The 12,350-nt window shown below is 68.9% G+C and carries 11 protein-coding genes; 4 read left to right on the top strand and 7 right to left on the bottom strand.

Annotation, left to right across the window (positions count from 1 at the left end; all coding sequences use genetic code 11):
• The first annotated feature begins 3 nt into the window (after positions 1 to 3).
• Positions 4 to 789 (top strand): ATP-binding cassette domain-containing protein, encoded by a 786-nt coding sequence (locus BST38_RS04150; protein ID WP_083141975.1) that lies wholly within the window; start codon positions 4 to 6, stop codon positions 787 to 789.
• 14 nt (positions 790 to 803) lie between these two features.
• Complete coding sequence (locus BST38_RS04145; RefSeq protein ID WP_083141974.1) at positions 804 to 2,105, top strand: sugar ABC transporter permease; 1,302 nt, start codon at positions 804 to 806, stop codon at positions 2,103 to 2,105.
• 9 nt (positions 2,106 to 2,114) lie between these two features.
• On the opposite strand, the gene BST38_RS04140 is transcribed toward BST38_RS04145, so the two are convergent.
• Genes BST38_RS04140 through fadD3 form a run of 7 tightly spaced genes read right to left on the bottom strand, consistent with a single transcriptional unit; the run spans position 2,115 to position 10,309 of the window.
• Complete coding sequence (locus tag BST38_RS04140; RefSeq protein WP_083141973.1) at positions 2,115 to 3,407, bottom strand: HNH endonuclease; 1,293 nt, start codon at positions 3,405 to 3,407, stop codon at positions 2,115 to 2,117.
• A gap of 10 nt (positions 3,408 to 3,417) precedes the next feature.
• Positions 3,418 to 4,584, bottom strand: a complete 1,167-nt coding sequence (locus BST38_RS04135; RefSeq protein WP_083141972.1) for an MFS transporter — start codon at positions 4,582 to 4,584, stop codon at positions 3,418 to 3,420.
• Positions 4,572 to 5,726 carry a pyridoxal phosphate-dependent aminotransferase gene (locus tag BST38_RS04130; RefSeq protein ID WP_083141971.1) on the bottom strand — a complete coding sequence of 385 codons (1,155 nt, stop codon included), beginning with the start codon at positions 5,724 to 5,726 and terminating at the stop codon, positions 4,572 to 4,574. Before BST38_RS04130 ends, BST38_RS04135 begins: the two co-directional genes overlap by 13 nt.
• 10 nt (positions 5,727 to 5,736) lie before the next feature.
• Positions 5,737 to 6,678, bottom strand: a complete 942-nt coding sequence (gene ipdE2 / locus BST38_RS04125; RefSeq protein WP_083141970.1) for an acyl-CoA dehydrogenase IpdE2 — start codon at positions 6,676 to 6,678, stop codon at positions 5,737 to 5,739.
• Positions 6,675 to 7,646 carry an acyl-CoA dehydrogenase family protein gene (locus tag BST38_RS04120; protein ID WP_083141969.1) on the bottom strand — a complete coding sequence of 324 codons (972 nt, stop codon included), beginning with the start codon at positions 7,644 to 7,646 and terminating at the stop codon, positions 6,675 to 6,677. Before BST38_RS04120 ends, ipdE2 begins: the two co-directional genes overlap by 4 nt.
• A gap of 6 nt (positions 7,647 to 7,652) precedes the next feature.
• Positions 7,653 to 8,777: an acyl-CoA dehydrogenase family protein gene (locus BST38_RS04115; RefSeq protein ID WP_083141968.1), complete on the bottom strand. Its 1,125-nt coding sequence runs from the start codon at positions 8,775 to 8,777 to the stop codon at positions 7,653 to 7,655.
• A 2-nt stretch (positions 8,778 to 8,779) separates the two neighbouring features.
• A complete protein-coding gene (fadD3, locus tag BST38_RS04110) occupies positions 8,780 to 10,309 on the bottom strand; it encodes a 3-((3aS,4S,7aS)-7a-methyl-1,5-dioxo-octahydro-1H-inden-4-yl)propanoate--CoA ligase FadD3 (RefSeq protein ID WP_083141967.1) in 1,530 nt (509 codons plus the stop codon).
• A gap of 60 nt (positions 10,310 to 10,369) precedes the next feature.
• Between fadD3 and ipdE1 the strand changes: the two genes are divergently transcribed.
• Together ipdE1 and ipdF are read left to right on the top strand one after the other, a co-directional pair.
• A complete protein-coding gene (ipdE1, locus tag BST38_RS04105; protein ID WP_083141966.1) occupies positions 10,370 to 11,518 on the top strand; it encodes an acyl-CoA dehydrogenase IpdE1 in 1,149 nt (382 codons plus the stop codon).
• The gene (gene ipdF / locus BST38_RS04100) at positions 11,515 to 12,306 is read left to right on the top strand and encodes a (5R,7aS)-5-hydroxy-7a-methyl-1-oxo-2,3,5,6,7,7a-hexahydro-1H-indene-carboxyl-CoA reductase (RefSeq protein ID WP_083141965.1); all 792 of its coding nucleotides are present in this window, start codon (positions 11,515 to 11,517) and stop codon (positions 12,304 to 12,306) included. Before ipdE1 ends, ipdF begins: the two co-directional genes overlap by 4 nt.
• Positions 12,307 to 12,350 lie beyond the last annotated feature (44 nt).

Genomic DNA, 12,350 nt, shown 5'->3' with positions numbered 1-12,350 from the left:
CGCATGGCCGTCGAGGTGGAGCCGCTTCTCGAATTACGGGGCGTCAACAAGAGTTTCGGCGTCGTCCACGTGCTCCATGACGTGGACTTCGCCGTCTACCCGGGCCAGGTGACCGCGCTCGTCGGGGACAACGGGGCAGGAAAGTCCACGTTGGTCAAGGCGATCGCGGGGATCCACCCGATCGACACCGGCACCTACCTGTTCGAGGGGCGCCCGGTGACGGTGCGCAGCCCGAACGACGTTTCGGAGCTCGGCGTCGAGGTCGTGTACCAGGACCTGGCGCTCTGCGACAACCTCGACATCGTCGAGAACATGTTCCTGGGCCGCGAACTCAAGACCAGGGGCATCCTCGACGAGGCGCAGATGGAGACCATGGCCAGGGACGCGCTGACGTCGCTGTCGGTGCGCACGGTCAAGTCGGTACGACAGCCGGTGTCGAGCCTTTCCGGTGGGCAGCGCCAGACCGTGGCGATCGCGAAATCGGTGCTGTGGAACTCCAAGGTCGTGTTGCTCGACGAGCCGACGGCGGCGCTCGGCGTCGCGCAGACACGACAGGTGATCGAGTTGGTGCGCAGGCTCGCCGGGCAGGGTCTCGGCGTGGTGCTGATCTCGCACAACATGGCAGACGTGTTCGAGGTGGCCGACCGGATCTGTGCGCTGTACCTCGGCCGGGTGGCGGCGGAGGTCAAGGCGTCAGAGGTCACCCACGCGCAGGTGGTCGAGCTGATCACCGCAGGCCGTTCCGGCAGCCTCGGCCTCGCGCCGGCGCAGGCCGCCGAATCGATGTGAGTAGGAAGAGCGAGATGGCCTCCAAGGCGAGCACGGAGACAAAGACGGCGGGCGGCCGGACCGAAATCACGGTGGCTGACTCCGATTTCGCGGTCGACGCGGTCACCGAGCAGACGTTCGGTGATGCGGTCCGCGCCTATCTCGGGCGGGTCCGGGGCGGTGACATGGGATCGCTGCCGGCCGTTCTCGGGCTGGTCGTGCTGTTCGTGGTGTTCGGGCTCGCCAACGACCGCTTCCTGTCGGCGCTGAACCTGGCCAATCTGATCACCCAGGCGGGCTCGATCTGCGTGCTCGCGATGGGCCTGGTGTTCGTGCTGCTGCTCGGCGACATCGACCTGTCCGCCGGTGTCGCGGGCGGGGTGGCCGCGTGCGCGATGGCGCTGACGGTCGTGAACCTCGGCTGGCCGTGGTGGGCGGCGATGGTGATGGGTGTCGCGATCGGCGCTCTGATCGGTCTGACGATCGGACTGCTGCGCGCGAAGCTCGGAATCCCGTCGTTCGTCGTGACTTTGGCGTTCTTCCTCGGCTTGCAAGGGGTCACGCTCAAGCTCATCGGCGAGGGCGGCTCGGTGCGCGTCGACGATCCGGTGATCCGGGGCCTGACGATCAGCAATCTGCCCGTCACGGCGGGATGGACGCTCGCGCTGGTCGTGGTCGTCGGATTCGCGGCTCTGGAGTTCTACACCTATCGCCGCAAGCAGGTGCTGCGGCTGTCGAACTCGCCGCTGGGTGTCGTGGTCGCCAGGGTGTCGGCGGTGGCGGTGGTGGTCCTCGGGGTCACCTACGTGCTCAGCGTGAACCGCAGCGTCAACCGCGCGGTCGAAATCCGCGGCATCCCCTACGTGCTGCCGTTGATCCTGGTGCTGCTGATCGTGTTGACCGTCGTGCTCAAACGCACCGCGTACGGCAGACACATCTACGCCGTCGGCGGTAACGCCGAAGCGGCACGGCGCGCAGGCATCTCCGTCGACCGCATCAGGGTGTCGGTGTTCGTCGTCTCGTCCTCGCTGGCGGCGCTGAGCGGCATCATCGCCGCGTCGTACGCCGGCAAAGTGTCGGCCTCGTCCGGTGCGGGCAACGTGCTGTTGTACGCCGTCGGCGCCGCGGTCATCGGCGGTACCAGCCTGTTCGGCGGGAAGGGCCGTGCGCTCGACGCGGTGATCGGCGGCGTCGTCGTCGCGACCATCGCCAACGGGCTGGGGCTGCTGAACCAGTCGTCGTACATCAACTTCCTCGTCACCGGCGGCGTGTTGCTGTTGGCCGCGAGCGTGGACGCGATCTCCCGCAGACGCCGTTCGTCGACCGGGCTCGCCTAGGGGCGTGACCTAAGCCGCGTCGTATCCCTCGAAGGTGACCAGGTCGACGCTGAACCTGCCCTCCATCAGGCTGACTTTCTGCCGTACCGGTCTCCCGGGTAGCGGCGGCGCGGTCGAACGGTACGCCGCTCCGGTCGGAGTCACGAATTCGGCGACATGCGAACCGTTCTCATCGCCCGCGGACACCGACCAACCGGGCGCTTCTTTGGCGTAGTTACACGCCTCGCACAGCCCGAGGCCGTTGGCCGCCCTCGTCGGGCCGCCGCGCCGGTCAGGGGTCGCGTGGTCGAGATGGCGGATCGGCGCGTTGCAATACGGGGTGCGGCAGGTGCGATCCCGCACCCCGATGAATCGTGCCAGAGCCTTCGGGAAGGCTCGCGCTCGCGACTCCATCGCCACCAGCTGTCCGCTGTCCGGATGGCGGTAGAGCCTGCGTAGCGCGGCCTTGGCGTCCTTGTCGGCGACCGCGTCGCCGGTCAACGTGCAGGCGAACCCGCCGGGCACCGGCCCGTAGCCGTCCAACCACGCGGGTTCGGAATCGTCGCCGGCCAGCGTGGTATCGGCCATCACCAGGTTCAAGTTCACCGAGGCGGGAACCGCGACACTTGCGCCGGTCACCCTCTCATAGGCGGTGTCGGCCATCACCTGGCCCCGGGTCCGGCCGTCGAACGTCGTGTCCGCGGCCCGCTTGAGCGCCGCGTACATCCCGACCCCCTGGGCCACGGGCATCAGAACCGTCACGTAGACCATGCAATTGGGTGCCGGACGCGTCGTCACGCAGCGGTCCTCTACGGCCTTCGCCGAGCGTTCGACGACCGCGGCGGCATCCAGCCTCGCTGCTATCCGCTTCGCGGCCGCTTCCACCCGCCGGTTCCCCCAACCGTCGAAACCGTCAGCTTCCTCGCCCAATTCGGCGTCGAGTTGGCGCCGGTGATCTGCGCTCAGACAGGCGGATTCGCGCACGATCAGCGTGGCTCGCCACTCCGACAGCTCTCCACGTTCCAGCGCGGCCAGGGTGCGTGGCATCTCGTGCACGAGCGCGTTCGCAAACCCGAGGTGCTGGCCGCCGCAGTTCGGCGCATCCCGGCGAGCCAGGGCGATCTCGGTGCCCAGCCCCTTTCCGCGCCGCCGTGCGGGGAGCCCCGCCGCGGCGTCGGCGGCCGCGCGCTTCTCGGCCCACAACGCGCAAGCACGTGCCTGTGCCGCCGCGGCGGCCGCCTTCAGCCGTTCGCAGCGCTCGACGAGTTCCCGCAGTTGCGCCTGAGAGGCATCCGGATCGATATCGAACAATTGTTCGAACATGTCACCGACGCTACACCCGCTTGCCGACAAGTCGCGTCACGCCCAGCACAGCACCTGACGCGGCCACCGCCGCGGCCAGACCGAGGAAGCCGAACGACACCGACGAGACGGCCGCGATCGATCCGACGGCCAGCGGCCCTGCCGCGTCGCCGCATTCGCGTCCCACCTCGGCCGCGCCCATGGTCTGTCCCAGCCGTTCCTCGGGGGTGGACCGGGCGAGCATCGTGAACGCCAGCGGCGTGATCAGCCCGCAGCCCAGCCCGATCACGACCGCCGCACCGATCAGTCCCACCAGACCGGGTAGCGCCGCGAGGGCCAGCCCCAGCCCAGTCACCAGGATGCCCACCATGAGTCCCGTCGCGAGCCCCACCCGCCCGGCATCGGCCGCACGGCCGGCCACGGGCTGGGCGAGGGCGGTGGTCAACGCCAGCACGGATACGACGGCGCCGGTGACGACGGGGGACAGGCCCGCCTGGGTGCCGATCACCGGCAGGAACCCGACGCCGGCCGACAGCGCCGCCGTCGACGCCGCGAGCGCGAGCGTCGGTGTCACGAAGGAGGATTCGCCGAATCGCCGCAGGGTGTCCAGCAACGTCGCACGTTGCCGCGGCGCCGGGGGCAGGCCGGGGACGCTGACCGCCGCCCAGATCACCACCACTGCCGCCAGGCCGGCCATCACCGCGAACAGCAGCCGCAGGCCACCCAGAGTCACGATCGCGCCACCCAGAAGAGGCCCCAGTGTGTATCCGATCGACTTGTACGAGCCGTACGTCCCGAACGCGCGGCCCTGCGCTGACATCGGAGTCAGGCGGGCCACCAGTGCCGACGCGGCGGGGGAGAACGCCGCCGCCCCGACGCCCTGGCCGAACCGGCCCGCCCACAACAATGCCGAGTCGTCGGCGACGGCGTAGGCCAGCGAGGCGATCCCGAAAACCAGCAGTCCGCCGAGCAATACGGTGCGAGCGCCGACCCTGTCGGCCAGCGTGCCGAACACCGGCTTGAGGACCACCTCCGCGCCGTCGTAGATCGCCAGCAGCGCCCCCAGGGTCAGCAGGGACGCGGCGGTTCCGCTCGTGGTGGTGCCCAGCGTGCCCGCCACGGCGTGGGCGCCGAACGCGGTGGTGAAACCCGCCGCCAGCAGTGGTGCCCGCTGCGCCGACGGGCTCAGTGCAGCCACGCGCCGATCCGGCGCAGGGCCTCCTCGATGTCCGACGACGGTCCGGCGAAGGACAGCCGTACGAACGCGCCGCCGCGCACCGTGTCGAAGTCGACCCCGGGGGCGATCGCAACCCCGGTGTCGGCCAGTAACTTCGAGCAGAACGACAACGAGTCGGTGGTCAGGTGAGAGACGTCGGCGTACACGTAGAACGCGCCGTCGGCAGGGGCCAACCGGTCGATACCGATGGCACGCAGACCGTCCAGAAGCAGCGACCGGTTCGTCACGTAGCCGTGAAGCAGCGACTCCGCCTCGGCGATCGACTCGGGGGCGAACGCCGCCACCGCGGCCAGCTGCGGTAACACGGGTGGGCAGATCGTGAAGTTGCCGGTCAGCCGGTCCACGGCGCGCTTGAGGTCGTCGGGCACCAGCAGCCAGCCCAGCCGCCAACCCGTCATCGCGAAGTACTTCGAAAAGCTGTTCACGACAATCGATTCGCGCGAGGTCTCCCATGCGCAGCTGGTCGCCGGGGCGCCGGGGTAGACGAGACCGTGATACACCTCGTCGCTGATCAGCCGCACACCGGTCGACTCGCACCACCCGGCGATCGCGGCGAGCTCCTCGGGCGGGATCACGGTGCCGGTCGGGTTGGCCGGGCTCGCGACGATCACGCCTGCCACCGGGGGATCCAGCTCGGTGAGCATCTGCAGCGTCGGCTGGAAGCGGGTCTCGGGCCCGCACGGCAGCTCGACCACCTCGCATCCGAGCGCCGACAGGATGTTGCGGTAGCACGGATAACCGGGGCTCGCGATCGCGACGCGGTCGCCTGGGTCGAAGCAGGCCAGGAACGCCAACAGGAACCCACCAGAGGAACCGGTCGTGATGACCACGTCATCGGGGGACACGACCACGCCGTGCCGGTCCTGGTACGTGCCCGCGATGGCCTCCCGGAGCTCGGGAATTCCGAGCGCGACCGAATAGCCGAGATTGTTGTGCTGCAACGCCGCGATCGCCGCGTCCCGCACCGCCGTCGGGGCGCCTGCGCTGGGCTGACCCGCCGACAGGTTGACGAGATCGCCGTGGCTGCGCGCACGCTCGGCCGCGGCCAACCACACGTCCATCACATAGAACGGTGGAATACCCGAGCGCAGAGAGGGGGTCACCCTTCCCAGGCTAGAACACCTCGGATTCGAGGCTGCGGAGCTGTTCGCGCGGAGCCCCCAACAGCTGGGCGCTGCCGTGCGCGCGCTTGAAGTACAGCTGGATGTCACTTTCCCAGGTGATCGCGATACCGCCGTGCATCTGCACCGCCTCGGCGGCCACCTTGGAGAACGCCTCACTGGCGGCCAGCCGGGCCAGCGCCGCGGATGTCGGAGAAGGATCGGCCACGGCCTCGTCGACGACGGCCTTCGCCGACTGCACTGCGACGTACAGGTCCGACATCCGGTGCTTGAGCGCCTGGAAGCTGCCGATCGGCCTGCCGAACTGCACCCGGTCCTTGGTGTACTGCACCGTCAGGTCGAGGCACTTCGACGCGGCGCCGATCTGTTCGGCGGCCAGCAGGATCGCCGCGAGATCGGCCAGCCCGGGATCCGCGCCCAGCGGTACCGTCTCGCCCACCTCGAGGGCGGCCAGCCGGCGCGTGATGTCCATCGTCACCGCGGGCGTCGCGGAGAACGACGTCCAGCGGGTCAGCGTCTCGCCGTCGGCGGCGATGACCACGTCGGCGACATCCCCGTTGATCACATGGCCCGGGTCGAACACCACGGTGCCGATCGCACTGCCCTCGGCCAGGCCCTCGAGCAGCTCGGCGTCCGGCTCCGGCACGGACAGCAGCGCCAACTCGGCCAGCGTCGTGCCCAGCAACGGCGTCGGCACCAGGGCCTTACCCAGCTCTTCGAGCACCACCGCGGCATCGGCCAGTTCGCCGCCGGCGCCCCCGAGTTCCTCGGGGATCACCAGCGCCGCTGCGCCGACCTGCTCGCACAGCATCGTCCACAGGGCTTCGTCATACCCTCGTTCCGAGGCCGCCGCGGAACGGACCGCCTCCGAGGACGCGTGCTTGTCGACCAGCGCGGCGACGGTGTCGCGCAACAGGTCCCGTTCTTCACTCACTTGGTCAATGCCTCCAGCAGTCGGCGCCGGTGCCAGGTCGGATCGCCCCATGCCGGACGAAGTGCCTGAACCCGCAACAGCAGCAGCGAAAGATCGTGTTCCTGTGTGAACCCGATCGCCCCATGGGTCTGCAGCGACGACCTGGCAGCCAGCAGTGCCGCATCGGCCGCGGCGACCTTGGCCGCGCTCACGTCGCGCACGGTGTCCGCCGAGCCGTCGGCCAGTGACAGCGCAGCCCCGTACACCAGCGGGCGGGCCATCTCGACGGCGATCAGGACGTCGGCGAGCTTGTGCTTGATCGCCTGATAGGTGCCGATGATCGTGCCGAACTGGCTGCGCTGCTTGGCGTACTCGACCGATGCGTCCAGCATGGCCTGCGCCGCGCCGACGAGCAGCGCCGCGGTGGCCAATGCGCCGAACTCGAAGGCACGCTCGACATCGGCGGCTCGGCTGCTCCCGGAGGCGCTGACCTCGAACAGCTTCCGGGCCGGGTCCACCGATTCGTGCTGGGCGCCCTTGTCGGCGTCGGCGACGGCACCGTCCGCCGCGAGCAGGATCAGGCCGGCGGTGTCCGCGTCGACGGCGCGCGGGACCAGGGGCGGGACCGCGACGGTCGCGATCAACTCCCCGGAGGCCAATGCGGCACTGCGCTCGGCCCCGTCTTCGTGACCGCCGAGCAGCACCGGCGCCACCGCGATCGATTCGGCCACCGGACCGGGCACGTTCCACCGGCCGAGCCGCTCCAGCGCGACGACCAGGTCGACCGGATGTGCCTCGATGCCGTCGTACTTCTCCGGAACCAGCAGCGCGGTGACCCCCAGGTCGGCCAGCTGCGACCACACCTTTCGGCCGGGAGCGGTGTCACCCTGACCCCATGCCCGGACGGCAGAGGGGACATCGGCCGCAGCCAGGGCGGCGTCGATGCTGGCAGCGAAATCCCGCTGCTGTTCGTCGATTTCAAAGTTCACGTTCGTCTACTTTCGGGGCAGGCCCAGAAGCCGCTCGGCGATGATGTTGCGCTGGATCTCGTTGGTACCGGCATAGATCGGGCCGCCGAGCGCGAACAGCAGCCCCTCGGTGACCGAATCCATCAGCTCCCCGTCCGCGCCCCGCAGATCCAGTGAAGTCTGGTGCAGCGCCACGTCGAGTTCGGACCAGAACACCTTGGTGATCGACGACTCCGCACCCAGTTCACCGCCGTTGCTGACCCGGGTGACGGTGCCGAACGTGTGCAGCCGGTAGGCCTGCGCCTTGATCCACGCGTCGGCCACCCGATCGGTGAACGCCGGATCCGGATTCTGCTTCCACTGCGCGACAAGGCGTTCCGCCGGCGCGAGGAAGCGGGCGGGGCTGCGCAGCGACATACCGCGTTCATTGCTCGAGGTGCTCATCGCGGCGCGCCAGCCGTCGTGTACGCCGCCGATCACGTCGTGGTCGGGAACGAAGACGTCGTCGAGGAAGATCTCGCCGAAGCCGGTGTCGCCGCCGAGCTGCGCGATCGGGCGGACGGTGACGCCCTCGGCCTTCAAGTCGAACATGAAGTAGGTCAAGCCCTTGTGGCGCTGCGCTTCCGGATCGGATCGGAACAGCCCGAACGCGCGCTCACCGAACACCGCCCGCGAACTCCAGATCTTCTGCCCGTTGAGCAGCCAGCCGCCGTCGGTCCTGGTCGCGGTCGACCGCAGCGACGCCAGATCGCTGCCGGACTCCGGCTCCGACCACGCCTGCGCCCAGATCTCCTCGCCGCTGGCCATCTTCGGCAGAACCCGGTCGAGCTGTTCTTCGGTGCCGTGCGCGAACAGCGTCGGCGCCAGCATCGAGGTGCCGTTGGCGCTGGCCCGTCCGGGGGCTCCGGCGCGGAAGTACTCCTCCTCGAACACGATCCACTGCAGCAGTGATGCGTCGCGGCCGCCGTACTTCTTCGGCCAGGCGATCACCGACAGGCCGGCGTCGAACAGGATCTTGTCCCACCGCCGGTGCTGTTCGAACCCCTCCGCGGTGTCATAGGACTTCGTCGGGAAGGAGTCCTTGTTCGCGGCGAGGAACTCGCGAACCTCGGCCTGGAAGTCCCGGGTTTCGTCGTCGAAGGTCAGGTCCACGATCAGGGCCTCTCACTGTGCTGGCGGAGGACGGGTTTGACCACCTTGCCGCCGGGGTTGCGCGGAAGCGCGTCGAGGAACTCGACGCTCCGCGGGATCTTGAAGTTCGCCAGATGTTCTCGCGTGTAATCGATCACGGTCTTCTCGTCGAGCTCGGCGCCCGCGAGGGTGACCACGAACGCCTTGCCGACCTCGCCGAGGCGGTCGTCGGGAACCCCGATGACCGCCGCCTCGGCGACCCCGTCGAGGCGTGCGAGGACTTGCTCGATCTCGGCGGGATAGACGTTGAATCCGCCGCAGATGTACATGTCCTTGAGGCGGTCGGTGATCTTCAGGTTGCCCGCGGAGTCGAGCTCGCCGACGTCACCGGTGTGCAGCCAGCCCTCGGGGTCGATCGCGGCCGCGGTGGCCTCGGGGTCGTCGAGGTAGCCGAGCATCACGTTCGGCCCGCGCAGCAGCACCTCACCGGACTCTCCGATGCGCAACTCGAAATCGGCGATCGGGCGACCGGAGGTGGTCGCGACGGTGACCGCGTCGTCGTCGGCGCGGCACATCGTGCCGAACCCGGCGGCCTCGGTCAGCCCGTATGCGGTCAGCACGATGTCGATGTCGAGCTCGTTCTGCATGCGCTCGATCAGCACGACCGGGATGGTGGCCGCTCCGGTCACCGCGAAACGTAGTGAGCTCAAGTCGAACTCGGCCCGCCTGGGGTGGTCGAGCAGGGTCTGATAGATCGTCGGCGGACCCGGGAGCACCGTGATGCGGTGGTCCTGCACCGCGCGCATCGTGGCCACGGGGTCGAACGTCAACTCGGGGAACAGCGTGGCGCCGGTCTGCAGACAGGCCAGGATGCCTGCCTTGTAGCCGAAGTTGTGGAAGAACGGGTTGATGCACAGGTAGCGGTCGTCGCTGGTGAGCTGTCCGCATGCGGCCCACGCCGCGGACGCGTCGAGCGACTGCCGGTGCGCGCACCGCACGCCCTTGCTGCGGCCGGTGGTGCCGGAGGTGAACAGGATGTCGGACACGTCGTCCGCGGTGACGGCGGCTGCGCGCGCGTCGACTGCGGTCAGGTCCGTTCCGGCGCCGACGAAGTCGTCCCACGTCCCGTCGTCCTTGTCGATCGGGATGCGCACGATGTGGCGCAGCGCGGGCAGGGCATCCCGATCGACGGAGGCCGCCTTGTCGGCGCCGAGGAACTCGCCGGACGCGAACAGCAGCGGCGCCCCGGTGCGGGCCAGGATGTCCTCGGCCTCGCTGGCGGTGTAGCGGGTGTTGAGCGGGACGAGCACGCCGCCGGCATGGTGGATGGCCAGGCTCGCGACGACCCAGTGCCAGGTGTTCGGCGACCAGATCGCGACCCGGTCACCGGGTTCGACACCGAAATCGATCATGGCCGCAGCGGCCTGACGGACCTCCGCGCGCAGGTCGGCGAACGTCAGCGTGCGCGAAGGCGACACCACCGCGGGGTGGTCGGGAAGCTCACGCGCGATCCGTTCGAGAACCGCGGGAGTGGTCCTCGGGGAGGTCGTCATCGAAGCTCCTGTAGCTATCCGGGGTACCCGAGCAAGTGCTTGGTAGGTTAGCCTACAGGGGTGATAGAGGTCCAGGAGTTCAGGGCTGAGGTCCGTGATTGGCTCGCCGAAAACCTGGTCGGCGAGTACGCCGCGCTGAAGGGCCTGGGTGGCCCCGGCCGCGAGCACGAGGCGTTCGAAGAGCGGCTGGCGTGGAACCGCCACCTGGCCGCCGCGGGCCTGACGTGTCTCGGCTGGCCCGAGGAGCACGGCGGCCGCGGACTGTCGGTCGCCCACCGGGTCGCGTTCTACGAGGAATACGCCAAGGCGAACGCGCCCGACAAGGTCAACCACCTCGGCGAGGAGCTGCTCGGGCCGACGCTCATCGCATTCGGCACCCCCGAGCAGCAGCAGCGCTTTCTGCCCAAGATCCTCGACGTGACCGAGTTGTGGTCGCAGGGTTACTCGGAACCGGGTGCGGGCAGCGATCTGGCCAACGTGTCCACCGCCGCGACCCTCGAGGGTGACCAGTGGATCATCAACGGGCAGAAGGTGTGGACGTCGCTGGCGCATTGGGCGCAGTGGTGCTTCGTGGTCGCCCGCACGGAGAAGGGGTCCAAGCGGCACGCGGGGCTGTCCTATCTACTGGTGCCGCTGGATCAGCCCGGGGTGGAGATCCGCCCGATCATCCAGCTGACCGGCGACTCGGAGTTCAACGAGGTCTTCTTCGACAACGCGCGCACCGACGCCAACCTGGTGGTCGGCGAGCCCGGTGACGGCTGGCGGGTCGCGATGGGGACGCTGACCTTCGAGCGTGGTGTCTCCACGCTCGGACAGCAGATTCGTTATGCCCGTGAGCATTCCAATCTTGTCGAGCTCGCCAAGCGCACCGGCGCCGCCGATGACCCGCTGATCCGCGAGCGCTTGACCCGGTCGTGGGCCGGACTCAAAGCGATGCGGTCGTATGCGCTGGCGACGATGGACGTCGAGCAGCCCGGCATGGATAACATTTCGAAACTCTTGTGGGCCAACTGGCATCGCGAACTCGGCGAGATCGCGATGGACGTCCTGGGGACGACCGGGCTCACACTGCCGGACGGCGAGTTCAGCGAATGGCAGCGGCTGTACCTGTTCTCCCGTTCTGACACCATCTACGGCGGATCCAACGAGATCCAGCGCAACATCATCGCCGAGCGGGTTCTCGGCCTGCCGCGGGAGGCGCGACCATGACAGATCTTTCCCAAACTCCGACCGAGATCGAGGGCCACGGCCTGCTGAAGGGCAAGGTCGTTCTGGTGACCGCCGCCGCGGGAACCGGAATCGGCTCGACGACGGCGCGCCGGGCGCTCCTTGAGGGTGCGGACGTGGTCGTCTCCGACTACCACGAACGGCGCCTCGGGGAAACCCGCGACGAACTCGCCTCCCTCGGCCTGGGCAAGGTTGACGCGGTGGTCTGCGACGTGACGTCGACAGAGGCCGTCGATGCGTTGATCACCTCGGCCGTCGAGAAGGCAGGCCGGCTGGACGTGCTGGTCAACAACGCCGGGCTCGGCGGGCAGACGCCGGTGATCGACATGACCGACGACGAATGGGACCGCGTCATGAACGTGACGCTGACGTCGGTGATGCGGGCGACGCGCGCCGCGCTGCGCTATTTCCGGGACGTCCCACACGGCGGCGTCATCGTGAACAACGCGAGCGTGCTGGGCTGGCGCGCGCAGCACTCGCAGTCGCACTACGCCGCCGCCAAGGCCGGGGTGATGGCCCTGACCCGGTGCAGCGCAATCGAAGCCGTGGATTACGGGGTACGCGTCAACGCGGTGTCACCGAGTATCGCGCGGCACAAGTTCCTGGAGAAGACCAGCAGCTCGGAGTTGCTGGACCGACTCGCCGAAGGCGAGGCGTTCGGCCGCGCCGCAGAGCCGTGGGAGATCGCGGCCACCATCGCGTTCCTGGCCAGCGACTACTCCAGCTACATGACCGGCGAGGTCGTCTCGGTGTCCAGCCAGCGGGCCTGACACAACTTCGGCGCTGTCGGGTCGACACCGGTTTCCATCGGGCT

This window comes from Mycolicibacterium parafortuitum (assembly GCF_002086815.1).
Lineage (GTDB): Bacteria > Actinomycetota > Actinomycetes > Mycobacteriales > Mycobacteriaceae > Mycobacterium > Mycobacterium parafortuitum.
Note: the sequence above shows the minus strand (reverse complement) of the source record. Positions and strands in the feature narration are given on the sequence as shown.